The organism is Agrobacterium sp. ST15.13.015 (genome assembly GCF_027871645.1).
In the GTDB taxonomy this organism is placed as follows: domain Bacteria; phylum Pseudomonadota; class Alphaproteobacteria; order Rhizobiales; family Rhizobiaceae; genus Agrobacterium; species Agrobacterium leguminum.
This window is the reverse complement of the sequence record NZ_JAQAHF010000007.1, coordinates 1-26,414: the sequence shown is the minus strand read 5'-3', so window position 1 is coordinate 26,414 and position 26,414 is coordinate 1. Positions and strand designations below refer to the sequence as shown.

Genomic DNA, 26,414 nt, shown 5'->3' with positions numbered 1-26,414 from the left:
CCTATCTCCGGTTCATCTGCTTCGGATCGAGCGCATCCCGCAGGCCATCACCCAGAAGATTGAAGGCGAGGCTGACGGAGAGGATCGCAATGCCGGGGAAGGTGACGAGCCACCAGCTATCCAGCATGTAACGCCGGCCGGTGGCGATCATCGCCCCCCATTCCGGCAGCGGCGGCTGCGCGCCGAGGCCGAGGAAGCCGAGGCCGGCGGCGGTGAGGATGACCGTCGCCATGTTCAGCGTCAGGCGAATGAGGACCGAAGGCAGGCACATGGGCATGATCGACTTGACGATGATGCGCAGCGGCGATGCGCCCTGAAGCCGCGCGGCGGCAATGTAATCCGCCTTGCGAAAAGTCATGGCTTCGGCACGGGCAAGGCGCGCAATCGGCGGCCAGGAGGTGAGCGCAATCGCGATGATCGCATTGTTGAGGCTCGGGCCGAGCGCTGCGACGAAGGCGAGAGACAGGATGAGGCTCGGGAAGGACAGGAAGATATCCGTGATGCGCATCATCACCGTATCGAACTTGCCGCCGAGATAACCGGAAGCCGTGCCGACCAGAAGGCCAACGGGACCGACGATGATCGAGACCAGCGAGATGATGGTGAGTGTGATGCGTGCGCCCCAGAGAAGGCGGCTGTAGATATCGCGCCCCAACTCGTCCGTGCCGAAGACGTGGCCATTACCCGGGGCCTTCAGCGTATTGGCGAGATCCTGTGCGTAGGGGTCATGCGTCGCAAGCCAGGGCGCGAAAATCGCAGCGATGACCAGAAGCAGCAGCACAGCCAAACCGAAGGCCGATGTCGGGCTTTTCAGGAGGAAAACCACGATGTTCTTCAGCGCATTCAAGGGCACCGGAAGGCGGAAGGAGGTTTCTGTACGGGCCGTCATCAGCGGGTCCTCGGATCGAAAAAGCGGTAGAGAATGTCGGACAGGAGATTGAGCCCGATGAAGATGACGCCAACGATAAGCACGCAGGTCATCACGGCATTCATGTCGCCGATAATAAGATTGCTGGTGAGATATTGCCCGAAACCAGGCCAGGCGAAGACGGTCTCGATGAGAACCGCCCCTTCCAGCAGCGAGCCGTAAGCAAGCGCAATGATGGTGACGAGCTGCACGCGGATATTGCCGAAGGCATGCAGCCACACCGTCTGCCGCTGCGACAGGCCCTTGACGCGGGCAGTCGTCACATATTCCTGACCCAGCTGGTCCAGCATGAAGCTGCGCGTCATGCGGGTGATATAGGCCGAGGAGGAATAACCGAGCAAAGCGGCGGGAAGGATGAGGTGGTTGATGGCCGACCAGAAGACCTCCATATCGCCCGCAAGCAGGCTGTCGATGAGCAGAAAGCCCGTCCGCTCCTCGACCAGACCGATATAGAACTGGTCCATGCGACCACCCCCGCCGACAAGGCCGAGATGGGCGTAAAAAACGATCAGCGCGATCATGCCGGTCCAGAAGATCGGCATGGAATGGCCGAACAGGCTGAGCACGCGCACCAGATGATCCTGCCAGCGGTCTTTATTGACGGCGGCATAAACGCCCATGGGAATGCCGAGGCCGGCGCCGATCAGGATCGCGAAGGTCGCCAGCTCCATCGTCGCCGGCATGACCCTGATGATGTCTTCGATGACCGGACGCCCGGTGCGGATCGAGGTTCCGAAATCGCCGGTGAACACGTCTCCCAGATAATAGAAGAACTGTTGCCACAGCGGACGGTCGAAACCGAGCGCGTGATAGACCTGTTCATAGGTTTCGCGCGTCGCATCCTCGCCCACGATCGCCCGCACGGGATCGGCGGGCATCAGGCGGCCGATAAAAAAGGTCAGCAGCAGCAATCCAAGCAGCGTAACCGCAATACTTCCGATCTGGCCGGACAGGCCATATAGCGAAAGGCGTCTTTTTGACATGATTCCTCCCTTGCCAGAGATCGACCGCGCAAGTGACCAGGGCGCAATCCTGTCTGACAACTATCCGCAAGTTGTCACAGGTGTTGGAGGCTGTCAAGCGCATGCCAGCGAAATCCGTATTGGACGAGGTTCCGAAATATGTGTCCGGGGTGGAATTTCGGACGGGAATCACCCCGCTTTCGTTTTTGTTTGGGGGAAAGGGCCTGCGTTGCCGCAACCGCAAAAGCCTGTATTCTCGGCCTTGCGGAATGCGCCGATACCTGTCCCTGGCTATGATACCAATAAGGTGCGTACTTCAGGGGGAGGAAAATATGGCTGACATGACGCTTCTGGCATTTGCCGTGGCCGCCATTATCGGAATTGCAACACCCGGCCCCACCCTTTGCTGGCGCTTGCCAATGGCTGGAGATTCGGAATACGCCGCGCCATGATCGGCATGGCCGGCGCTGCTCTCTCGGGTTTCATCCTGGTCGGCGCGGTTGCATTGGGATTGGGCTGGCCTTCTATCGGCGGGCAACTGCGTAAACCATTGATATATGGTCGGGATCACTCCACCGCTGTGCGGGAGCGCAGAAGCACCTTGTAGCGCTCAAGGCTGCCGCGCAGATGCGCCGCCATATATTGGCGGGCGGCATCGGCATCGCCTTCGATGATGGCGTCAACGATCTTCGCATGCTCCTCCTGGAGATGCAGGTTGTAGTCCTTCGGACGCGACCCGGGCGCCGCACCCTGCAATTCGCCGCGGGGAATGATGCCGGAGCGAATGAGCTGAAGAAACTCTGGAAACCGCCTGTTCTGCGTCGCCTGTGCAATGGCCAGATGGAACTCGAAATCGGCGTCCCGCGTCGGCAGGCCGGCGGCGAGACAATCACCAACGCGCCGGTGCGCATCCACAATCGCCTCCACCTGCACAGCGGAACGGCGCGATGCCGCAAGCCCGGCGGATTCGACCTCAAAGACAGTGCGCAATTCCAGCAATTCGATCACCGAGGAAATTCGCCCGACGGCCAGATCGTTAAAGGGCAGCTCCTTTGCCGGTTTTACTTCGACAGCAAAAACACCCGCGCCCTTGCGGGCTTCAACAAGGCCATCGGCGCGCAGAATGGCGATGGCCTCGCGCACCACGGTTCGGCTGACGGAATATTCACGCGTTAGTTCGCTTTCGCTTGGAAGACGGTCCCCGGGGCGGAACACACCCTCCGACAGATCCCGCCGTAATGCCGAACTGATTTTCGCCGCGAGCGATACCCCCTGCTTCGTGCTGCTCTCAACGTCCATTCCGGCCCACCTGTTTTAAACTTGTCTGGCATGTTAGCAAACGCCCGCCACATTGCAAGGGCCGGGGCCCGCACCGCCAGCACGGCTGACCGCCGTCACGCCGCAGCCATGGCCGAACTGCTGGAAAAGCGGCTCCTATATTCACCCGGTGAAAGACCGAGAATGCGGTGAAACACCCGACGAAAGGCGGCTGAATCTTCATAACCCACCGACCATGCGATCTGATCGACCGAGCGGCGGGTGAATTCCAGCAATTCCCGCGCCTTGCCGACCCGCAGATGCTGAACATATTCGATGGGCTTCATGCCGGTGGCGGCCTTGAAGCGGCGTAGGAAGGTCCGCTCCTCCAGCCCGGCATGGCCGGCCATGTCGGTAACGCTCGTCGCCCGCCCGGCGCGGGCCTGCAGCCAGTGCTGCACTTTCAGGATCGGCTCATCGCCATGCGTCAGCCTCGGAGCAAAGCTGCTATAATGACGCTGTTCACGCCCCGAGGGATCGATCAGCAGGAACTTTCCGGTTTCTATCATCACCGAAGGTCCGAGCAGTCGGTCGACGATGCGCAGGCCAAGATCGGTCCACGCCATCAACCCGCCAGCCGTGATGATATCGCCATCCTCGATGACGATCTTGTCGATCTCCAGCCGGATATCGGGAAAACGTTCGCGGAACCGCTCGGCAAACAACCAGTGGGTAGTGGCCGGGCGACCGGACAAAAGACCCGTCGCGGCGACAATGAAGGAACCGCCGCAACTGGCGGCGAGCGTCGCCCCCTGCGCATGCCGATCCAGCAGCCAGCGGGCGTAAGGCTCGGCTTCCTCGATTTCAGCAGGGCCCGTCAAGCGACCGGGTACAACGAAGATATCGGGATGCCCGGGTCGGCCGGATTCGGTGTCATAGGAGCGGGAAAATTCACCGCCTTCGCCCATGCTCCAATGGCTAACCCGCAATTTAGGCCCGCCGCGATCCTGTGAAAATACCGACGCGATGGCGAAAAGATCGGTGATGCCATGCACCATGGCGATCTGACAGTCCCGATAGAGGACCAGCCCCACTTCCAGCGCGCTTCCCGTTACACCTGCCATGCGCCCCACACCCCGTTTTGTCAGTTTCGGCTCGTTTTCTGTCAGAAGCGCCAATCCAGCCCCGGCGGCCTCCAGAGTATCTCTATTCCCACGGGACGCAAGCAAGCTCCCTGCAACAGGAGAGAGAGCCATGACAACGATCACCACCAGAGACGGAACGCATATTTTCTACAAGGACTGGGGCCGCAAAGACGGCCAGCCCATCATCTTCTCCCATGGCTGGCCGCTCAGCGCCGATACATGGGATGCACAGATGGTGTTCTTCGCTAACAACGGTTTCCGCACCATCGCCCATGACCGCCGCAGCCACGGCCGCTCCGATCAGGTCTGGCATAACAATACCATGGATCAATATGCCGACGATCTGGCCGAGCTGATCGAACAGCTCGATCTTCACGACATCATTCTGGTCGGCCATTCCACCGGCGGCGGCGAGGTGACGCGTTATATCGGCCGCCATGGCACGGCCCGCGTCGCGAAAATCGCCCTCATCGGCGCGGTGCCGCCGCTGATGCTGAAGACGGAAAGCAATGCCATCGGCCTGCCGATCGATGTTTTTGACGGTATCCGCAAGGGCACCTATGACAATCGCAGCCAGTTCTTCAAGGATCTGACCATTCCCTTTTACGGCTACAACCGCGAAGGTGCCGTGATATCCGAAGGCATCCGCGAGGAATTCTGGCGGCAGGGCATGATGGGTGGCCTGAAAGGTCAGCTCGACAGTATTCGCGCCTTTTCGGAAAGCGATTTCCATCAGGACCTGAAGGCCTTCGACAAACCGACGCTGGTTCTGCACGGCGATGACGACCAGATCGTGCCAGTTGGTGCATCCGCGCTTTCCACGGTCAAAATCGTCAAACACGCGGTCCTCAAAATCTATGAAGGCGCCGACCATGGCCTGACGCAGACCCATCAGGACCGGTTCAACGCCGACCTTCTCGCCTTCATCAACGCCTGAAACCGCCGCACAAAGGAGACACGGACATGACACGGAATACATTTCTCATCACCGGCGCATCCGACGGCATCGGCGCGGTCTATGCCGAACGTCTGGCAAAACGCGGCCATGATCTCATTCTTGTGGCTCGGCGCGCCGAAAAGCTGAAGGCGCTCGCCGCACAGCTGGAAAAGGATCATCGCATCGCGGTCGAGGTTCTCTCCGCCGATCTTTCCAGGGCGGAAGACCTCGAAAAGGTGGAGGTGCGGCTGCGTGAGGACCGGCGGATTACCGGCCTCGTCAACAATGCCGGCATTGCCGGCGAGGGCGCAATCACGGCGCTGGACCCGGCCTATGTCACGACGATGATCAACCTGAACATTCTTGCCGTCACCCGGCTTGCGGCAGCCATCGCACCGCGCCTTGCCGCCGATGGCAGGGGCACGATCATCAACATCACCTCGGTCACAGCTTTGATGCCGGCGGCGTTCACCGCCGTCTACCCGGCCACAAAGGCCTTCGTGCTTGCCTTCACCGAGGCGCTGCAGGCGCAGCTTTCGCCCTCCGGCGTGCGGGTTCAGGCCGTCCTGCCGGGCATCACCCGCACGGCGATCTGGGAAGAGGAACGGCTCGAAGCCATTCCGGCCGCCATGGTCATGGATGTTTACGAGATGGTGGATGCGGCCCTTGCCGGGCTCGACCTCGGCGAAGCGCTGACCATTCCTTCCCTGCCGGATACGGCCGATCTTGAAAATTTCCTTGCGGCGCGCGCGGCGTTAAGGCCCAATCTGTCGCATGCACTTGCCGCCAGCCGGTATCGTGCAGCCAAAACCGAATAGAGGGAGACGTATCATGATCCTCGGACTGACAATTCCCCAATTCACGGCATTGCATGTGGGCTTAAGCTTCATCGGCATTGCCACCGGACTGATCGCCCTGCCCGCCTATGCGGCGGGGCGGTGGATGCCCCGCATGATGGCGATTTTCCTCGTCACCACGCTCGCCACCACACTTACCGGCTTCCTGTTTCCAATCGGAAATTTCACACCGGCACTCGGCGTCGGCATCATTTCTACCCTCGTTCTGGCTATCGCACTGGTTGCGCTTTATGGATACGGTCTGAACGGCAGGGCGCGCATTATTTATACGATCACCGCCACGATCAGCCTTTATCTCAATATGTTCGTGTTGATCGTTCAGGCTTTTCTCAAGGTCGAAACACTCAACAACCTGGCGCCGAACGGCAATGAGCCACCCTTCGTGGTCGCCCAGACGGTTCTGCTTGTTGCAGCCATCTGTCTTGGCTGGAAGGCGACACGCCGCAGGCTCGCCGTCTGAAGCGAGCCTGAATTCGAACCGGTTTTCGCGAACATGCCTTGTGCCCCAATATTTCGGGCGCAAGGCATGTTTTTGCATGTCCGATACAGGCAATCTCCGCCCACCCGTCACAAAACGAAGAAATCCCGTGTCTAGGATTTCCTTCCGAACCTTTCCTGAAAATACGGCAGGAGACATTCGGAAACGAGGGCAGTCCGCGCCCTTGCAAACATACAATATACATTATATAATAATATATATTAAATTATTACAACAGGAGGTGCCGATGAATGCCGTGAAGATCAACGAGCGTCTGACAGTTGCGGGCCAGCCGATGATCGCCGATTTCCCATCGCTCTCCGCCCAGGGTTATAAAAGCATCATCAACGCCCGGCCTGATGCTGAAGAGCCCGGCCAGCCGGGCAATGCGCAGGAAAAAAGCGCCGCCAGCGCGGCGGGCATGGATTATGGTTTCATCCCGGTAAGCGGCCCTACTATTACCGAAGCCGATATCCGCGCCTTCCAGCAGAAAATGGCGGAAGCGGAAGGCCCTGTTTTTGCCCATTGCAAGGGCGGCGCCCGCGCGCTCACGCTTCATGTTCTCGGGGAAGCGCTGGATGGGCGCATCGAAAGAGACGATATCGAGGCTTTCGGCAAGGCGCATGGCTTTGACCTTTCCGGCGCCACCCGCTGGCTGGACAGGCGCGCTGCGGCGGTTCCGCACGTCAAGGCATTCTTCGATCCGCGCACATGGAGCGTGCAATATGTCGTGTCCGATCCCTCCACCGGGCGCTGCGCCATTATCGACCCGGTCTGTGATTTCGATGAGAAATCCGGCGCGACCGGAACGATGAATGCCGACGCCATTCTGGACTATGTAGAGAGCCAGGGTCTGTCGGTGGAATGGATTCTCGATACCCATCCGCATGCCGACCATTTTTCCGCCGCCCATTATCTGAAGCAGAAGACCGGCGCGCAGACGGCGATCGGCGCGAAAGTCACCGGCGTACAGAAGCTCTGGCAGGAGAAATATAACTGGCCGGATTTCAAAACCGACGGCTCGCAATGGGACCGGCTGTTCGAGGCGGGCGACAGGTTCAATATCGGCTCCCTTGAAGCGCGCGTGCTGTTTTCGCCCGGCCACACGCTCGCTTCCGTGACCTATGTGGTGGGTGATGCCGCCTTTGTGCACGATACGCTTTTCATGCCCGATTCCGGCACCGCGCGCGCCGATTTCCCCGGCGGTAGCGCCAGGGAACTCTGGGCGTCGATCCAGGACATTCTCGCCCTTCCCGACGAAACACGGCTTTTCACCGGCCACGATTATCAGCCCGGCGGCCGCGCGCCTAAATGGGAAACCACGGTCGGCGAACAGAAACGCAGCAATCCGCATCTTGCCGGCATGACGGAGGAGGGCTTCATCCGCCTCAGGGAAGCGCGGGATCGCACATTGCCGATGCCGAAGCTCATTCTCCACGCCCTGCAGGTCAATATTCGCGGCGGCCGCCTGCCGGAGCCGGAAGCGAATGGCAAACGTTACCTGAAATTCCCGCTCGACGTGCTGGAGGGCAGCATATGGTAAAGGAAAACGCGCTGGAAAAGCCCCGGCATATTGCAGAAATCCCTCTCCCCGCCATGGAAGAGCGGGCTGTCGAGGTCGCGCTGCTTCTGAAGACGCTTGCCCATCCTGCGCGGCTGATGCTCGCCTGCACGCTGGCGCAGGGGGAATTTTCCGTCGGCGAGCTGGAGGTCAAGCTGGATATTCGCCAGCCGACGCTTTCCCAGCAGCTGGGCGTCCTGCGGGAAGCCGGTGTGGTCGAAACCCGGCGCGACGCCAAGCAAATCTTCTACCAACTGAGCGAAGCGAAAGCGGCGCAACTGATAGAGGCCCTTTACACCATATTCTGCGCGCCGGAGGAGGAGACCCCGTGAGCCCCTATTGGCCCTCTCTTTTCGGCGGCATGCTGCTCGGTCTTGCCAGCATTCTGCTGTTTCTTTTCAACGGCCGCATTGCCGGCATCAGCGGGATAATGGGAAAAATGCTCGGCAGGGAGCGGCGTCTTGCCGATCTCGCCTTCGTCGCCGGCTTGCTGGCCGGGCCTTATATCCACGCCGCCGCATTCGGCCGGCTGCCTGCCGTCACCATAGTTTCACCATGGCCGCTCATCCTCATTGCCGGCCTGCTGGTGGGTTTTGGCACACGCATGGGCTCCGGCTGCACGTCCGGCCATGGCATCATGGGGCTGGCGCGATTTTCCCGGCGCTCCATCGCCGCGACCGCCACCTTCCTGATCACCGGCATTTGCGTCGCGACGATAGTGGGAGCCCTGTCATGAAAAATCCGGCCGTGGCGCGTGTTGTCCTGGCATTGGCCGCCGGAGCGCTGTTCGGCTTCGGCCTCTCGCTCTCCGGCATGGTCGATCCGGCCCGTGTTTCCGGTTTTCTCGACGTGGCGAGCGGCCATTGGGACCCGAGCCTGATGTTCGTTCTCGGCGGTGCCGTGATGGTCGCCGTGCCGGGTGTGCTGCTCAGCCGACGTCTCGCCAAACCGGTCCTCGCAGAGGATTTCAGCCTTCCAGTAAAAACCCGCATCGACCGGCCGCTCATAACAGGCTCGGCCATTTTCGGCGTCGGTTGGGGGCTTGCCGGTTTCTGCCCCGGCCCGGCACTATCGGCTCTCACCCTCGGGCTTGTGCCGGTCGTTCTTTTCGTCAGCGCCATGATTGCCGGCATGCTGGTCCACGACCGCCTCTACGCAAAGCAGCCATAATGCAAACGCTGGTTCGGCGCGCGGGGAACGGGCCGTCGCGCGGGGCTGGAACGCTCCCGCGCGACTGCGTGTGATTAGAGGTCGATGAGGCTTTTGCCTGTCATTTCGGGCGGCAGCGGCACATTCATCAGTTGCAGCAGGGTGGGGGCGACATCGGCGAGAATGCCGTCATGCAGCTTCGCACCTTCCGGGCCACCGAAAAGGATCACCGGCACCGGATTGGTGGTGTGCGCCGTATGCGGGCCACCGGTCACCGGGTCGACCATGGTTTCGCAATTGCCGTGGTCGGCAATGACAAGCATAGCGCCACCCACTTTTTCGAGGGCGGCAACGACCGCACCAAGCCCACGATCCACGGCTTCACAGGCCTTGATTGCGGCCTGCAGATCGCCGGTATGGCCGACCATATCGGGGTTGGCGTAATTGGTGACGATCAGATCGTAACCCTTGCCGATTGCCTCAACGAATTTTTCCGTCACTTCCGGCGCGCTCATCTCCGGCTGCAGATCGTAGGTCGCAACCTTCGGGGATTTCGGCATGAAGCGGTCTTCGCCGACCTCCGGCTCTTCCTTGCCGCCATTCAGGAAGAAGGTGACATGCGGATATTTTTCCGTCTCGGCAAGGCGGAACTGCGTAAGCCCCTGCTTCGCCACCCATGCGCCCAGCGTATTGACGATATCGCGCTTGGGATAGGCCGTGGTCATGAAATCATTGTGCCGGGTGGAATATTCCACCATGCCGAGCAGCGCCGAAAGGACTGGCTTTTCGCGCGAAAAACCGTCGAAATCGTCCGCCCCTATGGCAAGCAGGATTTCACGGGCACGGTCGGCGCGGAAATTCAGGCAGAACAGGCCGTCGCCGGCCTTGAAGCCATCATACCCGTCGATCACAGTCGGCAGGATGAACTCGTCCGTGACTTTATTGGCGTAGCTCTGTGCAACGGCGCTCACTGCATCGCGCGCATGTTCGCCTTTCGCCAGAACCATGGCGTCATAGGCTTTCTCGACGCGCTCCCAGCGATTGTCGCGATCCATCGCATAATAGCGGCCGATTACCGTGCCAATGCTTGCCCCCTGCGGCAGGCTTGCCACCAGCGCCGCCACAAAATCTTCAGCAGATTGCGGCGCGACATCGCGGCCGTCGGTGATGGCATGTACCACCACCTTCAGGCCGTGGCTGATCATCAGCCTCACCGCCGCCTGACCGTGGAGGATATGGCCATGGACGCCGCCATCGGAAACGACGCACATCAGATGCGCCACACCGCCCGCGGCCTTCACCGTGGCGGCGAAATCAAGCATCGCCGCATTGCGGAAAAAACTGCCGTCCTCAATCGCCAGATCGATCTGGCCGAGATCCATGGCGACGATGCGGCCGGCGCCGATATTGGTGTGGCCAACTTCGGAATTGCCCATCTGCCCGGTGGGCAGGCCGACATTCGGGCCGAAGGTGGTGAGCCTCGCATTCGGGCAGGTGGCGAAAAGGCGGTCCATGGTGGGCGTATTCGCCAGCACCGGCGCATTGCTGGAGGTGTCCTCGTTCAGCCCCCAGCCATCGAGAATAGTCAGGACAACGGGTTTGGGAGTGCTCATGGGAGGACCTTCTTCTTCATTCGGTTGCCGGCGGAGGGCGGACCGCCGGGCACCGGAGCGCCCTCTTCCGCCACTATGATCATGATGAGAAAACATGCTTCTCGTTCTTCTCTTCTATACCCGAAGATGACGAACGCAAGCCTATACCGACAGCGAAACAGTTCCGTGAAGGTCGAAAACGCGGGCTAAGAAATGCTGTCATGACACGAATACGCCCTCATTCCTGTGCTTGTCCCAGGAATCCAGCCGACGCGCGTCTGCGCGGTGGAGAGAGTCCTTTCAGCCCAAAGACTTGGGCTGGCTGGATCCCTGTGACGAGCACAGGGATGAGGGAGCACGGATCGCCTTCACTCGATGAAAATAAGCGCGGGCTTCTCCAGCAATGCCTTGACGGCCTGGATGAAGACTGCCGCATCCCACCCATCGACAACCCGGTGATCGAAGCTCGATGAGAGGTTCATCATCTTGCGCGGCACAAACCGCGTCCCGTCCCACACCGGACGCGTCATGATCTTGTTGACGCCGATGATCGCCACTTCGGGGTGATTGATGATGGGTGTCGAGACCACACCGCCCAAGGCTCCCAGCGAACTGATGGTGATGGTGGAGCCCATCAGCTCTTCCCGATGGGCCGTGCCAGTGCGGGCGGCTTCGGCGACGCGTGCGACTTCGTCCGCGCATTCCCAAAGACCGAGCGTTTCCGTGTGGCGCACGACTGGAACGGTGAGGCCCGACGGCGTCTGCGTGGCGATGCCGATATGAACCGCTTCATAGTGGCTGATGACCCCTTTGTCGTCGTCGAAGGTGGCATTCATGCCGGGATGATCGGCAACAGCTTTCACCAGCGCGCGCATCAGGAACGGCAGGATCGTGAGCTTCGGTTGCCCGGAACGGCGGTTGCCGTTCATGGTCGCGCGCAAATCCTCCAGATCGGTCACGTCGACTTCCTCGACATAGGTGATGTGGGGAATACGGGAGGCGGAGAGCACCATCTTCTCGGCAATCTTGCGCCTGAGCCCGGTCACCTTCACCTCCTCGACAGCGCTATCGTGGGGCGCTATCGGCTCGGGGCGTTCCGGCCGTCCCCGCACGGTTAAAAACCCGTCGAGATCGGCATGGGTGATATGCCCGTCCGGCCCCGTTCCCTTGACCTTGGTGAGATCGATATCGAGATCGTCGGCGCGCTGGCGAACGGCGGGAGACGCCAACGGTTTATGATGCGGTTCGGCGGCGGGCGCCGGCGGCGCCTCCTCGGCGTCTCGCGCCGTCGGCTGGGCTTCAACAGGTGGTGGCGTGTCCGTCATGTCGGCAGGCGCTTCCGTCATCTGGGTGGGCGCTTCCGCTTCCGGCACGCTGCCATTGGGAGCGGCGGCCGCGACATCGGTTTCGATGCGCAGGAGCGGCGCCTTCACCGGCACAGTATTTCCGACTGTCACGGCGAGCCAGGTGACGACGCCCGCCACCGGGGACGGGATTTCCACCGTCGCCTTGTCGGTCATCACCGCGGCCAGCACCATGTCCTCGTGGACGAGATCGCCCGGTTTGACGTTCCATTCCACCAGTTCGGCTTCCGCCACACCTTCACCGACATCAGGCATCGTGAGAACAAATTCCGCCATAATCAGGCCTCCATGACTTCGACAAGGGCGCGCCCGACACGGGCAGGTCCCGGAAAATAGTCCCACTCCTGCGCATGCGGGTAAGGCGTATCCCAGCCCGCGACGCGGACGACGGGGGCCTCAAGGTGATAAAAACAATGTTCCTGCACCAGCGACACGACTTCGGCCCCGAAGCCGGAGGTCAGCGTCGCCTCATGCACCATGACGCAGCGGCCGGTCTTGGAAACGGACTTCACGATGGTATCGAGATCGAGCGGCAGCAGGCTGCGAAGGTCGATGATCTCGGCATCCACGCCTGTCTCTTCCGCCGCCGCCAGCGCCACATGCACCATGGTGCCATAAGCGATGACGGTGACAGCGTTTCCGGGACGTCGTATCTCCGCCTTGCCGATGGGAATGGTGTAGTGCCCTTCCGGCACCTCCCCCATCTCGTGCTTGGACCAGGGCGTTACCGGCCGGTCGTGATGCCCATCGAAGGGACCGTTATAAAGCCGCTTCGGCTCCAGAAACATCACCGGGTCGGGGTCTTCGATGGATGCGATCAGCAGTCCCTTGGCATCATAGGGATTGGAAGGAACCACCACCTTCAACCCGCAGACATGGGTAAAAAGCGCTTCCGGGCTCTGGCTGTGCGTCTGCCCGCCAAAAATGCCCCCGCCGGTCGGCATTCTGAGAACGATGGGGCAGGTGAAATCGCCATTGGAGCGATAGCGGATACGCGCCGCCTCCTGGGTGATCTGGTCATAGGCGGGATACATGTAATCGGCGAACTGGATTTCGACACAGGGCCGCAGGCCATAAGCGGCCATGCCGATGGCGGTGCCGACAATGCCGGATTCGCTGATCGGAGCATCGAAACAGCGGGTCTTGCCGTATTTTCCCTGCAGCCCCTGCGTGGCGCGGAACACGCCGCCGAAATAGCCCACATCCTCCCCGAACACCACGACATCGTCGCTGCGCTCCATGGACACATCCATGGCGCTGCGGACGGCTTCGATCATCGTCATTCTTGCCATGTCTTACCATCCTGCCTTCTGGCGCTGGCGGACGAGATGCGGCGGCATCTCGGCGTAAACGCCTTCGAAAATATCCTTTTTCGGCGGTTTGCCGCCCTCATGCAGCGTGCCGTGGCTTTCTGCCTCGCGCTGCGCCTCAAGCACCTCATCGGCGATTTCCGCCTCCGTCTGCCGGTGCCTTTCCTCCGACCAGACGCCGCGCAGGATGAGGTGTTTTTTGAGCCTCAGAACCGGGTCGCCCAGCGGCCATGCCTCGGATTCCGTCTTGGGACGATAGGCGCTCGGATCGTCCGACGTGGAATGGGCGCCGACACGATAGGTCACATATTCGATCAGCGTCGGGCCGAGATTGCGGCGCGCCCGTTCCACCGCCCAGCGCGCCACGGCATAAACGGCGAGATAATCATTGCCGTCGACCCGCAGTGCGGGAATGCCGAAGCCCAGGCCGCGCGCCGCAAAGGTGCCGGAGCCGCCGCGCGCGATGCCCTGAAAGGTGGAAATCGCCCATTGGTTATTGACGATATTGAGAACCACCGGGGCCTTGTAGGTGGAGGCAAAGACCATCGCCGAGTGAAAATCCGACTCCGCCGTCGAACCGTCGCCGATCCAGGCGGCTGCGATCTTCGTATCGCCCTTGATGGCCGACGCCATCGCCCAGCCGACCGCCTGCACATATTGCGTGGCGAGATTGCCGGAGACGGTGAAGAAACCATGCTCCTTCGAGGAATAAAGCACCGGCAACTGCCGCCCGTGCAGCGGATCCAGTTCGTTGGAATAGATCTGGTTCATCATGGTGACGAGCGGATAATCATCGGCGATCAGTAAGCCCGCCTGCCGGTAGGTCGGGAAATTCATGTCGCCCTTGGAAAGCGCCTTGCGGAAGGCGCAGCTCACCGCCTCTTCACCCAGATGCTGCATGTAGAAGGAGGTCTTGCCCTGCCGCTGCGCCATCAGCATGCGCGCATCGAAAGCCCGAAGCCGCATCATGTTTTTGAGGCCTACCAGCAAGTCTTCATCCGAAAGCAGCCCGGCCCAGGGTCCGACGGCCTCGCCCTGATGATTGAGGACACGGATGATCGAATAGGCGAGATCGCGCATGCTTTCCGGCGCGGCGTCAACCTCCGGGCGCGGCACGGAACCGGCCTTGGGTATTTTCACATTGGAGAAATCCGGCTCCCCGCCGGGCCGCACCGCAGGTTCGGGAACATGCAGGCTGAGACGTGGTGTTTCGGTTATATCCATTCTACTCCTCCCGTCGCGATCTCCTCCAGACCGCGAAACAACTCTCAAAGGTTCCGCGCGATTACCATCCGCTGGACATCGCTGGTCCCCTCGTAAATCTGGCAGATGCGCACATCACGATAGATCCGCTCCACCGGATAATCCGCCATGTAGCCGTAACCGCCGTGAATCTGGATGGCGTCCGAGCAGACGCGCTCGGCCATTTCGGAGGCGAAGAGCTTGGCCATCGAGGCCTCCGAAAGACAGGGCTCACCCGCTTCCTTCAGCGCCGCCGCATGCAACACCAGTTGCCGCGCCGCCTCAATGCGCGTCGCCATATCCGCAAGGCGAAACGCCACCGCCTGATGCTCCACGATTGCCTGCCCGAAGGCCCTACGCTCGCGGGCATAATCCCGTGCCGCTTCGAAGGCGGCCTGCGCCATGCCGACCGCCTGCGCGGCGATGCCGATGCGGCCGCCTTCCAGATTGGCAAGCGCGATGCGATACCCCTGCCCCTCTTCGCCCAGCCGCAATTCGGCCGGGACCGCCATCTCGGTGAAAGCGATCTGGCAGGTATCGGATGAATGCAGGCCGAGTTTTTCCTCGACACGGATGACCTCGTAACCCGGCGTATCGGTCGGCACGATGAACGCGCTGATGCCCTTCTTGCCCGCCTCCGCATCGGTAACTGCAAAGACGATGACGACATCGCCATTTTTACCCGAGGTGATGAATTGCTTCGCGCCATCGAGAATATATCGGTCGCCATCGCGCCGGGCGCGGGTCTTGAGGTTGGACGCATCTGAACCGGCCTGCGGTTCGGTCAGCGCAAAACCACCGATCCATTCGCCGGAGGCCAGTTTCGGCAGGAAACGCTGCTTCTGGTCTTCGGTCCCGAATTTCAGGATCGGCACGCAACCGACCGAATTATGCACACTCATGATGGTGGAACAGGCGCCGTCGCCGGCAGCGATTTCCTCCAGCGCCAGAGCATAAGCGACGGCACCGGTTTCCGAGCCGCCATAGTCCTCGGAGACCAGCATTCCGAGGAAGCCGAGGTCTCCCATCTCCTTCAGTTCGTCTTTCGGGAACCGGCTTTCCCGGTCACGCGAAGCAGCCCCAGGGGCGAGCCGCTCGCGGGCGAAATCGCGGGCCATGCCCCTGATCTGCTGCTGGGCTTCGTTCAGGATCATCGCCGCCTCCCCTTAATATCGCTCTATGCCGAGCGCGGTTGCTTCGCCGCCGCCGATGCAGACGGCGGCCACGCCGCGCTTCAGCCCTTGGCGCTGCAAAGCGGCCAGCAATGTGACGACGATCCTCGCGCCGGAAGCGCCGATGGGATGGCCGAGCGCACACGCCCCGCCGTGCACATTCACCTTCTCATGCGGCAGATCGAGATCGCGCATTGCCGCCATCGCCACCACGGCAAAGGCCTCGTTGATTTCGAACAGATCGATATCCTTCGCCGCCCAGCCGGTTTTATCGAACAGCTTTTTCATCGCGCCGATGGGAGCCGTTGGATATCCGGCGGGTGCATCCGCATAAGAGGTTTGGCCGATAATGGTCGCCAGCGGTGAAAGGCCCCGCCTTTCCGCTTCGGAGCGACGCATGAGAACGAGAGCGGCAGCGCCATCGGAAATCGAACTGGAATTGGCCGCCGTCACCGTTCCGCCATCGCGGAAGGCGGGCTTCAGTTGCGGGATCTTTTCCGGCTTCGCCTTGCCCGGCTGCTCGTCCACGGCAACATCGCCGAGAGGCGCGATCTCCGCTTCGAAAGCCCCCTCAGCGATGGCACGCCGGGCGCGCTCCAGCGAGGTCAGCGCATAGTCATCCTGCATGGCACGGGTGAATTGGTAGGCTTCAGCACAATCTTCCGCGAAAGTGCCCATCAGCCGACCCTTGTCATAAGCGTCTTCGAGGCCATCCAAAAACATGTGGTCAGTGAGCTTGCCGTGGCCGAGACGATAGCCGTTCCGGGCGCGATCCAAGAGATAGGGCGCATTGCTCATGCTTTCCATACCGCCCGCAAGTACGATGGAAGAGCTTCCCGCCGCAAGCTGATCATGCGCCAGCATGATCGCTTTCATGCCCGAGCCGCACATCTTGTTGATGGTCGTCGCGCCAACCGAGTTAGGGATTCCGGCGGCAATGGCAGCCTGTCTGGCCGGAGCCTGCCCCTGCCCGGCCGTGAGCACACAGCCCATCAGCACATCGTCAATATCAGAAGGCGGAACCGCAGCCCGCTCAACAGCCGTGCGGATCGCCGCCGCACCGAGATCGGGCGCGGCCAGCGATTTGAATTCGCCCTGGAACCCACCCATAGCAGTACGGGCGGCCCCGACGATCACGACAGGGTCATGCACAGCCAAATTCACCTCCCTTGGCCATCCTCCCGCTTGAGAGAACGACCGTCATCGCAATCTCCTCCAGACCGCGACTGAGGTGAACGCTATCACTATCTCGAATTCATTTCAAAGCTATTTTGATTGACAGTTTTTTGATTGGCGATATCTTTGATCCAATAAATAGTCATATCATAGAGCAAATGATCCATGATTGAGCTCGACAGTTTCGACCGGAAGATTCTGCATGTGCTCGGCGATGACGGGCGGGTGAGCTGGCGTGACCTGGCAGCGCGGATAGGTCTTTCCTTCACGCCGACGCTGCGACGCGTGCGCAAGCTGGAAGAGGAAGGCATCATTCGCGGTTATACTGCCGTGTTCGATGAGAACCGGCTGCTCGGCAATATGGGCGTATTCATCTCCGTCACGCTGGAACGGCAGATCAAGGAGGCGCTGACGACCTTCGAACACCATGTCGCCTCCATTCCGGAAGTGGTGGGCGGTTATCAGACCAGCGGCAGTTCGGATTATCTGATCCACGCCATGGTGCGGGATTTGCCGCATTATCAGGAGCTTCTGGATTTCCTGACCACGGTTCCCGGCGTGTCGCGTATCCAGTCCAATTTCGCCATCAAGACATTCGTGCGCCGTTCCGCCGCGTTCACCGGGGGTGACGCGCCGTAAATCAAGGTTGCCGGCGCGGAGGAGTTGCCGGCTGCTGACAAAAGGGACGGTGGCAAAGGCCGTCCGGAGGAGGAGACGCGATGAGTTTGAACCTCGCCGCCATTTTCGATGCCGATCTCGGCCCGGAAATCGCAGCATTGCGCGACAGCGCAAGCGCATTTGCAGATGATAAAATTGCCCCCTTGGCGGCGGAGATCGACCGCGACGACCGTTTTCCACGTAAGCTCTGGCCGCAAATGGGTGAACTCGGCCTGCACGGTATCACTGTTTCGGAGGAATTCGGCGGTGCCGACATGGGTTATCTCGCCCATTGCGTGGCGATGGAGGAAATAAGCCGGGCTTCGGCTTCCATCGGCCTTTCCTATGGCGCCCATTCCAACCTCTGCATCAACCAGATCCACCGCTGGGGAACGGATAAGCAGAAGCACAGATATCTGCCGAAACTCGTCTCCGGCGAACATGTCGGCTCGCTCGCCATGAGCGAGACGGAAGCCGGTTCGGATGTCGTGTCGATGCGGCTGAAGGCCGAACGTAAGGGTGACCGCTACGTGCTGAACGGCTCGAAAATGTGGATCACCAATGGCCACGAGGCCGATACGCTGGTGGTCTACGCCAAGACGGATATGTCGGCCGGCCCTCGCGGTATCACCGCCTTCCTGATCGAAAAAGGCTTCAAAGGGTTTCGCCCGGCCCAGAAACTCGACAAGCTTGGCATGCGCGGCTCGCCCACGTCAGAACTGGTGTTCGAGGATTGCGAGGTGCCGGAAGAGAACATTCTCGGCCGCCTCAATGACGGCGTGACGGTGCTGATGAGCGGGCTGGATTATGAGCGCGCCGTGCTGGCCGCCGGCCCGGTCGGCATCATGCAGGCGGCCATCGATCTGGTGCTGCCCTATGCGCGTGAGCGTAAGCAGTTTGGCAAGCCTATCGGCGAATTCCAGCTGGTGCAGGGCAAGCTTGCCGATATCTACTCGTCCATGAATGCGTCGCGCGCCTATGTCTATGCCGTTGCGCGAGCCTGCGACAATGGCCGCATCACAAGGCAGGATGCGGCGGGCGCGATCCTCTTTGCCGCCGAACGGGCGACGCAGGTGGCGCTGGATGCCATCCAGCTTCTCGGCGGTTCCGGTTATGTCAATGAAAGCCCGGCCGGAAGGCTGCTGCGCGACGCCAAGCTTTATGAGATCGGCGCAGGCACCAGCGAAATTCGCCGGATGCTGATCGGCCGCGAACTGGTCAAGGGCAACGGGTGAGGACACGATGAAGCTTACTTCAAGTCTGAACCGCGACCCGACCTTCGCTGCCAATGTCGATTTCATGTCGGGTCTGGTGGATGACCTGCGCCAACACGTCGAAAAAATCTCCAGAGGCGGCGGCGACAAGGCCCGTGAACGGCATCTTTCCCGCGGCAAATTGCTGGCGCGCGACCGGATCGAAGCCCTTCTCGATCCCGGCAGCCCGTTTCTCGAATTCTCGCAATTCGCGGCATACGAGGTCTATGACGAACCCGTTCCCGCCGCGGGCATCGTCACCGGCATCGGCCGGGTCTCCGGCCGCGAATGTGTGATCGTCGCCAATGATGCGACGGTAAAGGGCGGCACCTATTATCCGCTGACGGTGAAGAAACATCTGCGCGCGCAGGAAATCGCCACGGAGAACCGCCTGCCCTGCATTTACCTCGTGGATTCCGGCGGCGCGAACCTGCCTAATCAGGACGAAGTATTTCCCGACCGCGATCATTTCGGCCGCATCTTCTACAATCAGGCCAATATGTCGGCGCAAGGTATCGCCCAGATTGCCGTGGTGATGGGCAGTTGCACGGCGGGCGGGGCCTATGTGCCCGCCATGAGCGACCAGTCCGTCATCGTCAAAAATCAGGGCACGATCTTCCTCGGCGGCCCGCCGCTGGTAAAGGCCGCGACCGGCGAGGTGGTGAGTGCGGAAGAGCTGGGCGGCGCGGATGTGCATTCGCGGCAATCCGGCGTCACCGATCATTATGCCCACGACGACCGCCACGCGCTGGCACTGACCCGACGGATCGTTTCCACCCTCAATCGTCGCAAGCAGATGGAACTCGATATCCGCGAACCGGTGGAGCCGCTTTGCCCGGCCGACGAGCTTTATGGCATCGTTCCTGCCGACACGCGAAAACCTTTCGAGGTGCGTGAGATCATCGCTCGTCTGGTGGATGGTTCCGAATTCGATGAGTTCAAGGCGCTTTACGGCACGACGCTCGTCTGCGGTTTCGCCCATATCCATGGCTATCCCGTTGGCATCATCGCCAATAATGGTATCCTTTTTTCGGAATCGGCGCTGAAGGGCGCGCATTTCATCGAGCTCTGCTGCCAGCGCGGCATCCCGCTGGTTTTCCTGCAAAACATCACCGGCTTCATGGTCGGCAAGGCCTATGAGGCTGGTGGTATCGCCAAGGATGGCGCGAAGCTCGTTACCGCCGTCGCTTCAGCCAAAGTGCCGAAATTCACCGTCATCATCGGCGGCTCCTTCGGGGCCGGCAATTACGGTATGTGCGGGCGGGCCTATTCACCGCGCTTTTTGTGGATGTGGCCGAATGCCCGCATTTCCGTGATGGGTGGCGAACAGGCGGCGTCCGTTCTGGCGCAAATCCGCCGCGACGGCATCGAAGCCGATGGCCGCCACTGGTCGAAGGAAGGCGAAGAGGCGTTCAAGCAGCCGATCCGGGAAAAATACGAACGGGAAGGCCATCCCTATTATGCCAGTGCAAGGCTGTGGGACGACGGCATCATCGATCCGAAGGATACCCGCCTCGTGCTCGGCCTCGGTCTTTCCGCCGCGCTTAACGCACCAATTGAACCCACCCGTTTTGGCATATTCAGGATGTGAGGCGACGATGTTCTCGAAAATACTGATCGCCAATCGCGGCGAAATCGCCTGCCGCATCATCCGCACCGCCGCTAGGATGGGCATCCGCACCGTCGCGGTCTATTCGGAGGCCGACCGCAATTCCATGCATGTGGCGTTGGCCGATGAGACCATTGCCATCGGTCCGGCACCGGCGCGCGCCTCCTATCTCGATGGCGAAAAAATCATCGCCGCCGCCAGGGCAAGCGGCGCGGAAGCGATCCATCCGGGTTACGGCTTTCTCTCCGAAAATGCCGGATTTGCCGAGGCCTGTGCCGCCGCAGGGCTCGTTTTCATCGGCCCGCCGCCGCAAGCAATCCACGCCATGGGCGGGAAGAGCGAGGCGAAGGCGTTGATGGCGAAGGCTGGCGTTCCCGTCGTGCCGGGTTATCACGGCGATGAACAGGCGGAGAAACGGCTGGCAAGCGAGGCCGACAAGATCGGTTATCCGGTGCTGCTCAAGGCCTCGGCCGGCGGCGGCGGCAAGGGCATGCGCATCGTCCGGCAAAAGCGCGACTTCGCAGCGGAGCTTGCCGGCGCAAAACGCGAAGCGCTGGCCGCCTTCGGAAATGACCGCATGCTGATCGAAAAATATCTCGAGCAGCCGCGCCATGTGGAAGTGCAGGTTTTTGCTGATGGCCAGGGCAATTGTGTTTCGCTTTTCGAGCGCGACTGCTCGATCCAGCGCCGGCACCAGAAGGTCATAGAGGAAGCCCCTGCCCCCGGCCTGCCCGATGCGCTTCGGCAGCGCATGTATGAAGCGGCGGTCGCCGCCGCCCGCGCCATCGATTATCGCGGAGCGGGAACGGTGGAATTCCTGCTCGACCCTTCCGGCGACTTCTATTTCATGGAAATGAATACGAGGCTTCAGGTCGAACATCCGGTCACGGAATATATTACCGGTCTCGACCTGGTCGAATGGCAGATCCGCGTCGCCAACGGAGAGGCCCTGCGGGAAGACTGGGCGAATCTGAGCATAAACGGCCATGCCATCGAGGCACGGATTTATGCCGAAGACCCGGCGCATGATTTCCTGCCGTCGATCGGCACCATCAGCCATCTGGTTTTTCCCGATCAGGGCCCTCACGTCCGGATCGACAGCGGCATCCGCGCCGGCGACGCCATCACCGTGCATTACGATCCGATGATCGCCAAGCTGATCGTCTGGGACCGAGATCGCCCCTCGGCGGTGCGGCGTCTGCGGTTGGCGCTCGAAAATCTGGCGATCAGCGGCGTCACCAGCAATGCCGCCTTTCTGACGCGGCTTGCGGGACTGGCGGCCTTCGCGAACGCCGATCTCGACACCGGTTTCATCGCCCGTAACGAAGCGGCGCTGTTTGCTCCGGCAGCAACGGACGGGAACGAGATAGCCATGGCCGCGCTTGGCCTGCTGCTTGCGCGGCAGAAAAACGGAAAGCCCGGTTCGCAGGCCGATCCCCATAGCCCTTGGAACATGACGGCCGCCTTCCGCCTCAACGCGCCGGCAAGGGAAACGCTGTATTTCGTGTTTGACAACCAGCCGCTGAGTGTCGGCGTCACGCATGAGGCGGACGGTTTTTCGCTGGAGATCGACGGACGGGCGATCAGCGCCTATGGCGGCCTTTCGGACGACGGTAAATTCCGAGCGACCGTGGAAGGCAGGAAAAGGCAGGGCCATTTCTTTGCAGAGGATGGCCGTTACGCACTTTTTCTGGGTGGCGAACATTATCGCATCAGCCAGCCGGATCCTGCCGATATCGCGGATTCCGCTCCCCATACCGGCGGTCTGGAAGCACCTATGCCCGGCGTCATCCGCGCCTTGCTGAGCAGCAACGGTGCCGCGGTTGAGGCCGGCGAGGCCCTTGTGGTGATGGAGGCGATGAAAATGGAGCACACGATCCGCGCGCCAGCGAAAGGCACCGTCACGGCCATCAATTGCATTGAGGGCGATATGGTCGCCGCCGGTGCGGTGCTGGTGGATTTCGAGCCGGAGGCCAGTTGAGATGAGTTGGCCTCAAACCGTCAAAATCGTCGAAGTGGGCGCGCGTGACGGCTTGCAGAACGAAAGCGCCGAGGTTCCAGCCGCCATCAAGATCGAGCTGATCGAACGGCTGGCCGCAGCCGGATTGGCGGCGGTGGAAGCGGGTGCTTTCGTCTCACCCAAAAAAGTGCCGCAAATGGCGGGTTCGAAAGAGGTGTTCCAGGGCCTCGAAAGGCGACCCGGCACCGCCTATCCGGCACTCGTTCCCAATATGAAAGGTTTCGAGGCCGCCCTTGAAGCCGGCGTGACGGAAATCGCCGTTTTCGTCTCCGCATCCGAAGGGTTCAGCCAGCACAATATCGGCTGCTCGCGCGCCGAAAGCCTCGAGCGCCTGCGCGATGTCGCATCAGCCGCGGCCGGCCGGAACATCCTCATGCGCGGTTACGTCTCCTGCATAGCCGGCTGCCCCTATGACGGTACGGTTGCACCCGATGAGGTGGCAGCGATGGCCGAGGCGCTCATCGCACTTGGCTGTTACGAAATTTCGCTCGGCGATACGATCGGCGTCGGCACGGCGGACCAGATTCGCAATCTCATCAAGCGGGTGTCTGCCCGCATCCCGCGTAAAAAACTCGCCATGCATTTCCACGATACCTATGGGCAGGGCGTCGCCAATGTGCTTGCCTCGCTGGATGAAGGTATCTCCGTCTTCGACAGTTCGGTGGCCGGGCTGGGCGGCTGCCCCTTTGCGCCGGGCGCCAGCGGCAACGTCGCCACCGAAGATGTCGTTTATCTGCTGCAGGGGCTTGGCATTAAAACCGGTATCGACCTGATGGCGGTGGCGAAAACCGGAAACTGGATCAGCCGGCATCTCGGCAGACCGAATGCGGCCCGCGCCGGCAAGGCGCTGCTTGCGGCAAGACAGGAAGGTGACGCGCATGGCGAATGAACTGCTGAGCGAAAGGCGCAAGGACGTTCTCTGGCTGACGCTTAACCGGCCGGAAGTACACAATGCCTTGAATGCCGCGATGACGGACGCCCTGACGACGGCCATCCGCGCGGCATCTGGCAACCACGCCCTGCGCGCCGTGGTGATAACGGCCGCGGGAGACCGCAGCTTCTGCTCCGGGGCCGATCTGAAGGAAAGCGCCGGCGGCATGTTCCTCTCGCGGGATGGAACCAACCCTATTGCCGATGTGATGCGTGCCATCGAGGGCTGCGACAGGCCCGTCATCGCCCGCATCAACGGCCGGGTTCTGGCCGGCGGGCTTGGCCTCGTCGCCGCCTGCGATCTCGCCTATGCCGTCGACCATGCCGAATTCGGCCTGCCGGAAGTCCGCGTCGGGCTTTTCCCGGCCATGGTGGCGGCGAAGCTTCTGGCGAAGATACCCCTGAGCCAGCTTCAGGAAATGGCCTATCTTGGAGCCACGATAAACGCCGCTGATGCGGAGCGCCTTGGCCTCGTCAATCGGGCTGTCCCGTCGGACGAACTCGATGTCGTGGTGGAAGATGTTCTCGCCCGCTTGCGGCAGAATGCACCGAGCGCCATCGCGGCCGGAAAGGCGGCGTTGCTGAAGATGCGCGATATGCCCTCCAGCGAGCGGCTCGCCTTTGCCGAAAACGTCATCGCCACAATCAGCAGCAGCAACGAGGCGCGGGAGGGGCGATTGGCCTTTGCCGAAAAAAGGAAACCGCTCTGGGTGGAGTGATCGCCGCCATTTGTCCGAGCACCGGTTTTCTTAAAAGTCGTCATAGGGTTAATCGATAATCCCGATGCGTCCGTTGACCCCGTTCGGCAAATCGAGTTCTATCCAGCACCTTTCGCCGGGCGGCGATTGGGGAGCCGGAGGAGACCCATGCAGCTTGTAAAAACCGTCGCCGAATTGCGGGATGCCACCGCTGCCTTTCGCCGTGCGGGCAAAACCATCGGCTTCGTGCCGACCATGGGCTTTCTCCATATCGGCCATCTGACGCTCGTTGCCCAATCCAAGGCGGAAAACGACGTGACGGTGGTTTCGATCTTCGTCAACCCGCTGCAATTCGGTGCGAATGAGGATCTGGCCCGTTACCCCCGCGATCTCGCCCGGGACAGCGCATTGCTGGAAGAGGCGGGCATCGACATTCTTTTCGCACCAGACGTCTCCGAAATGTATCCGCGCCCAATGCAGACGGTCGTGGATGTGCCCGAACTGGGAAGCCAGCTGGAAGGCGCGGTGCGGCCGGGGCATTTCGCCGGTGTTGCGACCGTCGTGACCAAGCTCTTTAACCTCGTCCAGCCGGACGCCGCCTATTTCGGCGAGAAGGATTATCAGCAGGTAACGCTGATCCGCCGCATGGTCGAGGACCTTGCCCAGCCGGTGCGGGTCGTGCCAGTCGCTACGGTGCGCGAAGCCGATGGGCTGGCCTGTTCGTCACGTAACGTTTATCTGAGCCATGCGGAACGCGCCGCCGCGGTGATCGTGCCGCGCGCACTCGATGAGGCGGAACGGCTTTATGGCGAGGGTTTCGACGACCCCGCCGCATTCGAAGCCGCGATAGAAAAATTCATCGCCGCCGAGCCGCTGGCCTTGCCGGAAGTTGTTGCAGTGCGCGATCCCGATACGCTCGCCCCCGTCGCTTCATTGCAGGCGGGGCCGGTGCTGGTGGCGCTGTTCGTCAGGCTCGGCAGCACGAGGCTCCTCGACAACCGCGTCATCGGGCGCGACAGGATCAATCAACGGGAGGCGGCCGAATGAGCGCCCATGGAAAACACAAGCGGCTGACGACGGCCTCCATTCGGCAGATGAAGGGCGAGGCGCGCATCGTCTGCCTGACCGCCTATACCACGCCGATTGCCCGCCTTCTCGATCCGCATTGCGATCTGCTCCTGGTCGGCGATTCCCTCGGCATGGTGCTTTACGGCATGGACACGACGGTCGGCGTCACGCTGGACATGATGATCGCCCATGGCCGCGCCGTCATGCGCGGCGTCGAACATGCCTGCGTCATCGTCGATCTTCCCTTCGGTACCTATCAGGAATCCAAGGAACAGGCGTTCCGCAATGCCGTGCGATTGATGCAGGAAACCGGCTGCGACGGCGTGAAGCTGGAAGGCGGCGAGGAAATGGCGGAGACCATCGCCTTTCTGGTGGCGCGCGGCATTCCGGTATTCGGCCATGTCGGGCTTATGCCGCAGCTGGTGCACACCGCCGGCGGCTTCCGCTCGCTCGGGCATTCGGATGCGGAAACACAAAAAATCTGGCGCGACGCGATTGCGGTCGATCAGGCCGGCGCCTTCGCCATCGTCGTGGAAGGCACCGTCGAGCCGCTCGCCCGCGAACTGACCGAAAAACTCGCCGCACCCACGGTTGGCATTGGCGCATCGCCGGCCTGCGATGGGCAGGTGCTCGTTTCCGACGACATGCTTGGCCTTTTCACCGATTTCAAACCGAAATTCGTCAAGCGTTTCGCCGATCTGGGCCCGGCGGTCTCGGAAGCAGCGGCGGCCTATGCCGATGAAGTTCGCTCGGGGGCCTTTCCCGGGCCGGAGCATACGTTTCAGGTGCGACGGCAATCGCCTTCGGGGAAGTAATGAAGGCGCGCAGCGAGCGGGCGCGCTCGTGACCAACACCTTCACCTGCGTCATGCTCGAGCCTGTCCCGAGCATCTGCTACCTATCGATTTTATGCGACGCTGGCAGATCCTCGGCACAAGGCCACTGCTGTCCGGTTTAAATTTGGTGGACATGGCGCACGGTGTTGATTCTACTCGTATTCGAGCGTTTGGCGACGATCTCGGACACGAAAGAGGAGCAACACCGTGCGGC

25 protein-coding genes and 1 pseudogene are annotated in these 26,414 nt (G+C 61.3%); 16 read left to right on the top strand and 10 right to left on the bottom strand.

What is annotated here, in order from left to right; all coding sequences use genetic code 11:
• Position 1: 1 nt before the first annotated feature.
• The gene (locus PIB16_RS12555; protein ID WP_003524723.1) at positions 2-889 is read right to left on the bottom strand and encodes an ABC transporter permease; all 888 of its coding nucleotides are present in this window, start codon (positions 887-889) and stop codon (positions 2-4) included.
• A complete protein-coding gene (locus tag PIB16_RS12550) occupies positions 889-1,911 on the bottom strand; it encodes an ABC transporter permease (RefSeq protein ID WP_020813122.1) in 1,023 nt (340 codons plus the stop codon). Before PIB16_RS12550 ends, PIB16_RS12555 begins: the two co-directional genes overlap by 1 nt.
• Before the next feature lie 311 nt (positions 1,912-2,222).
• Between PIB16_RS12550 and PIB16_RS12545 the strand changes: the two are divergent.
• Positions 2,223-2,407, top strand: a pseudogene (locus PIB16_RS12545) (LysE family translocator); the annotation flags it as partial.
• Positions 2,408-2,457: 50 nt separating this feature from the next.
• On the opposite strand, the gene PIB16_RS12540 reads toward PIB16_RS12545, so the two are convergent.
• Complete coding sequence (locus PIB16_RS12540; protein WP_035261197.1) at positions 2,458-3,189, bottom strand: FadR/GntR family transcriptional regulator; 732 nt, start codon at positions 3,187-3,189, stop codon at positions 2,458-2,460.
• Positions 3,190-3,284: 95 nt separating this feature from the next.
• On the bottom strand, positions 3,285-4,271 hold the full coding sequence (locus PIB16_RS12535; protein WP_271045777.1) for a GlxA family transcriptional regulator: 987 nt from the start codon (positions 4,269-4,271) through the stop codon (positions 3,285-3,287).
• Between the two features lie 130 nt (positions 4,272-4,401).
• On the opposite strand from PIB16_RS12535, the gene PIB16_RS12530 reads away from it, so the two are divergent.
• The 7 genes from PIB16_RS12530 to PIB16_RS12500 all read left to right on the top strand — a co-directional run bounded on the left by PIB16_RS12530 (position 4,402) and on the right by PIB16_RS12500 (position 9,295).
• Positions 4,402-5,229, top strand: coding sequence for an alpha/beta fold hydrolase (locus PIB16_RS12530; RefSeq protein WP_065657145.1), 828 nt, complete (start codon positions 4,402-4,404; stop codon positions 5,227-5,229).
• A gap of 26 nt (positions 5,230-5,255) precedes the next feature.
• On the top strand, positions 5,256-6,047 hold the full coding sequence (locus PIB16_RS12525) for an SDR family NAD(P)-dependent oxidoreductase (RefSeq protein WP_080857372.1): 792 nt from the start codon (positions 5,256-5,258) through the stop codon (positions 6,045-6,047).
• A gap of 13 nt (positions 6,048-6,060) precedes the next feature.
• Positions 6,061-6,546 (top strand): hypothetical protein, encoded by a 486-nt coding sequence (locus tag PIB16_RS12520; RefSeq protein WP_003524730.1) that lies wholly within the window; start codon positions 6,061-6,063, stop codon positions 6,544-6,546.
• 265 nt (positions 6,547-6,811) lie between these two features.
• Complete coding sequence (gene blh, locus PIB16_RS12515) at positions 6,812-8,107, top strand: bifunctional sulfur transferase/dioxygenase Blh (protein WP_271045657.1); 1,296 nt, start codon at positions 6,812-6,814, stop codon at positions 8,105-8,107.
• A complete protein-coding gene (gene bigR, locus PIB16_RS12510) occupies positions 8,101-8,457 on the top strand; it encodes a sulfite-sensing transcriptional repressor BigR (protein ID WP_078053453.1) in 357 nt (118 codons plus the stop codon). The genes blh and bigR overlap by 7 nt, the downstream gene beginning before the upstream one ends.
• Positions 8,454-8,861: a YeeE/YedE family protein gene (locus PIB16_RS12505; protein ID WP_142844690.1), complete on the top strand. Its 408-nt coding sequence runs from the start codon at positions 8,454-8,456 to the stop codon at positions 8,859-8,861. Before bigR ends, PIB16_RS12505 begins: the two co-directional genes overlap by 4 nt.
• Complete coding sequence (locus PIB16_RS12500; RefSeq protein ID WP_271045656.1) at positions 8,858-9,295, top strand: YeeE/YedE family protein; 438 nt, start codon at positions 8,858-8,860, stop codon at positions 9,293-9,295. Before PIB16_RS12505 ends, PIB16_RS12500 begins: the two co-directional genes overlap by 4 nt.
• Before the next feature lie 74 nt (positions 9,296-9,369).
• Here PIB16_RS12500 and gpmI read toward each other — a convergent pair whose 3' ends face one another.
• The 6 genes from gpmI to PIB16_RS12470 all read right to left on the bottom strand — a co-directional run bounded on the left by gpmI (position 9,370) and on the right by PIB16_RS12470 (position 17,064).
• Positions 9,370-10,887 carry a 2,3-bisphosphoglycerate-independent phosphoglycerate mutase gene (gene gpmI, locus PIB16_RS12495; RefSeq protein WP_065657139.1) on the bottom strand — a complete coding sequence of 506 codons (1,518 nt, stop codon included), beginning with the start codon at positions 10,885-10,887 and terminating at the stop codon, positions 9,370-9,372.
• Positions 10,888-11,234: 347 nt separating this feature from the next.
• On the bottom strand, positions 11,235-12,506 hold the full coding sequence (locus PIB16_RS12490) for a dihydrolipoamide acetyltransferase family protein (RefSeq protein ID WP_220317407.1): 1,272 nt from the start codon (positions 12,504-12,506) through the stop codon (positions 11,235-11,237).
• Between the two features lie 2 nt (positions 12,507-12,508).
• Positions 12,509-13,522, bottom strand: a complete 1,014-nt coding sequence (locus PIB16_RS12485; RefSeq protein ID WP_059753514.1) for an alpha-ketoacid dehydrogenase subunit beta — start codon at positions 13,520-13,522, stop codon at positions 12,509-12,511.
• Between the two features lie 3 nt (positions 13,523-13,525).
• Entirely contained in the window at positions 13,526-14,764 is a 1,239-nt protein-coding gene (locus tag PIB16_RS12480) for a 3-methyl-2-oxobutanoate dehydrogenase (2-methylpropanoyl-transferring) subunit alpha (protein WP_127755690.1), read from the bottom strand.
• Between the two features lie 44 nt (positions 14,765-14,808).
• Complete coding sequence (locus tag PIB16_RS12475; protein ID WP_271045655.1) at positions 14,809-15,936, bottom strand: acyl-CoA dehydrogenase family protein; 1,128 nt, start codon at positions 15,934-15,936, stop codon at positions 14,809-14,811.
• A gap of 12 nt (positions 15,937-15,948) precedes the next feature.
• Positions 15,949-17,064 (bottom strand): acetyl-CoA C-acyltransferase, encoded by a 1,116-nt coding sequence (locus PIB16_RS12470; RefSeq protein WP_442866781.1) that lies wholly within the window; start codon positions 17,062-17,064, stop codon positions 15,949-15,951.
• Positions 17,065-17,295: 231 nt separating this feature from the next.
• Between PIB16_RS12470 and PIB16_RS12465 the strand changes: the two genes are divergently transcribed.
• The 8 genes from PIB16_RS12465 (at position 17,296) to panB (ending at position 26,180) form a co-directional block, all read left to right on the top strand.
• Positions 17,296-17,769 carry an Lrp/AsnC family transcriptional regulator gene (locus PIB16_RS12465; protein WP_035221263.1) on the top strand — a complete coding sequence of 158 codons (474 nt, stop codon included), beginning with the start codon at positions 17,296-17,298 and terminating at the stop codon, positions 17,767-17,769.
• A gap of 80 nt (positions 17,770-17,849) precedes the next feature.
• Entirely contained in the window at positions 17,850-19,022 is a 1,173-nt protein-coding gene (locus tag PIB16_RS12460; protein WP_125145834.1) for an isovaleryl-CoA dehydrogenase, read from the top strand.
• Positions 19,023-19,029: 7 nt separating this feature from the next.
• Positions 19,030-20,631 (top strand): carboxyl transferase domain-containing protein, encoded by a 1,602-nt coding sequence (locus PIB16_RS12455; protein ID WP_271045653.1) that lies wholly within the window; start codon positions 19,030-19,032, stop codon positions 20,629-20,631.
• A gap of 7 nt (positions 20,632-20,638) precedes the next feature.
• The gene (locus tag PIB16_RS12450) at positions 20,639-22,630 is read left to right on the top strand and encodes an acetyl/propionyl/methylcrotonyl-CoA carboxylase subunit alpha (protein WP_271045652.1); all 1,992 of its coding nucleotides are present in this window, start codon (positions 20,639-20,641) and stop codon (positions 22,628-22,630) included.
• 1 nt (position 22,631) lies between these two features.
• A complete protein-coding gene (locus PIB16_RS12445) occupies positions 22,632-23,558 on the top strand; it encodes a hydroxymethylglutaryl-CoA lyase (protein WP_271045651.1) in 927 nt (308 codons plus the stop codon).
• Complete coding sequence (locus PIB16_RS12440) at positions 23,548-24,318, top strand: enoyl-CoA hydratase-related protein (protein ID WP_125145838.1); 771 nt, start codon at positions 23,548-23,550, stop codon at positions 24,316-24,318. The genes PIB16_RS12445 and PIB16_RS12440 overlap by 11 nt, the downstream gene beginning before the upstream one ends.
• A 147-nt stretch (positions 24,319-24,465) precedes the next feature.
• Positions 24,466-25,344, top strand: a complete 879-nt coding sequence (gene panC, locus PIB16_RS12435) for a pantoate--beta-alanine ligase (protein ID WP_271045650.1) — start codon at positions 24,466-24,468, stop codon at positions 25,342-25,344.
• Positions 25,341-26,180 carry a 3-methyl-2-oxobutanoate hydroxymethyltransferase gene (gene panB, locus PIB16_RS12430; protein ID WP_125145840.1) on the top strand — a complete coding sequence of 280 codons (840 nt, stop codon included), beginning with the start codon at positions 25,341-25,343 and terminating at the stop codon, positions 26,178-26,180. The genes panC and panB overlap by 4 nt, the downstream gene beginning before the upstream one ends.
• Positions 26,181-26,414 lie beyond the last annotated feature (234 nt).

Bases quoted from the DNA above. Each gene is read 5' to 3' on its own strand.
- PIB16_RS12555 (WP_003524723.1), bottom strand. From the start codon at position 889: ATGACGGCCCGTACAGAAACCTCCTTCCGCCTTCCGGTGCCCTTGAAT.
- PIB16_RS12550 (WP_020813122.1), bottom strand. From the start codon at position 1,911: ATGTCAAAAAGACGCCTTTCGCTATATGGCCTGTCCGGCCAGATCGGA.
- PIB16_RS12540 (WP_035261197.1), bottom strand. From the start codon at position 3,189: ATGGACGTTGAGAGCAGCACGAAGCAGGGGGTATCGCTCGCGGCGAAA.
- PIB16_RS12535 (WP_271045777.1), bottom strand. From the start codon at position 4,271: ATGGCAGGTGTAACGGGAAGCGCGCTGGAAGTGGGGCTGGTCCTCTAT.
- PIB16_RS12530 (WP_065657145.1), top strand. From the start codon at position 4,402: ATGACAACGATCACCACCAGAGACGGAACGCATATTTTCTACAAGGAC.
- PIB16_RS12525 (WP_080857372.1), top strand. From the start codon at position 5,256: ATGACACGGAATACATTTCTCATCACCGGCGCATCCGACGGCATCGGC.
- PIB16_RS12520 (WP_003524730.1), top strand. From the start codon at position 6,061: ATGATCCTCGGACTGACAATTCCCCAATTCACGGCATTGCATGTGGGC.
- blh (WP_271045657.1), top strand. From the start codon at position 6,812: ATGAATGCCGTGAAGATCAACGAGCGTCTGACAGTTGCGGGCCAGCCG.
- bigR (WP_078053453.1), top strand. From the start codon at position 8,101: ATGGTAAAGGAAAACGCGCTGGAAAAGCCCCGGCATATTGCAGAAATC.
- PIB16_RS12500 (WP_271045656.1), top strand. From the start codon at position 8,858: ATGAAAAATCCGGCCGTGGCGCGTGTTGTCCTGGCATTGGCCGCCGGA.
- gpmI (WP_065657139.1), bottom strand. From the start codon at position 10,887: ATGAGCACTCCCAAACCCGTTGTCCTGACTATTCTCGATGGCTGGGGG.
- PIB16_RS12490 (WP_220317407.1), bottom strand. From the start codon at position 12,506: ATGGCGGAATTTGTTCTCACGATGCCTGATGTCGGTGAAGGTGTGGCG.
- PIB16_RS12485 (WP_059753514.1), bottom strand. From the start codon at position 13,522: ATGGCAAGAATGACGATGATCGAAGCCGTCCGCAGCGCCATGGATGTG.
- PIB16_RS12480 (WP_127755690.1), bottom strand. From the start codon at position 14,764: ATGGATATAACCGAAACACCACGTCTCAGCCTGCATGTTCCCGAACCT.
- PIB16_RS12475 (WP_271045655.1), bottom strand. From the start codon at position 15,936: ATGATCCTGAACGAAGCCCAGCAGCAGATCAGGGGCATGGCCCGCGAT.
- PIB16_RS12470 (WP_442866781.1), bottom strand. From the start codon at position 17,064: ATGGGTGGGTTCCAGGGCGAATTCAAATCGCTGGCCGCGCCCGATCTC.
- PIB16_RS12465 (WP_035221263.1), top strand. From the start codon at position 17,296: ATGATTGAGCTCGACAGTTTCGACCGGAAGATTCTGCATGTGCTCGGC.
- PIB16_RS12460 (WP_125145834.1), top strand. From the start codon at position 17,850: ATGAGTTTGAACCTCGCCGCCATTTTCGATGCCGATCTCGGCCCGGAA.
- PIB16_RS12455 (WP_271045653.1), top strand. From the start codon at position 19,030: ATGAAGCTTACTTCAAGTCTGAACCGCGACCCGACCTTCGCTGCCAAT.
- PIB16_RS12450 (WP_271045652.1), top strand. From the start codon at position 20,639: ATGTTCTCGAAAATACTGATCGCCAATCGCGGCGAAATCGCCTGCCGC.
- PIB16_RS12445 (WP_271045651.1), top strand. From the start codon at position 22,632: ATGAGTTGGCCTCAAACCGTCAAAATCGTCGAAGTGGGCGCGCGTGAC.
- PIB16_RS12440 (WP_125145838.1), top strand. From the start codon at position 23,548: ATGGCGAATGAACTGCTGAGCGAAAGGCGCAAGGACGTTCTCTGGCTG.
- panC (WP_271045650.1), top strand. From the start codon at position 24,466: ATGCAGCTTGTAAAAACCGTCGCCGAATTGCGGGATGCCACCGCTGCC.
- panB (WP_125145840.1), top strand. From the start codon at position 25,341: ATGAGCGCCCATGGAAAACACAAGCGGCTGACGACGGCCTCCATTCGG.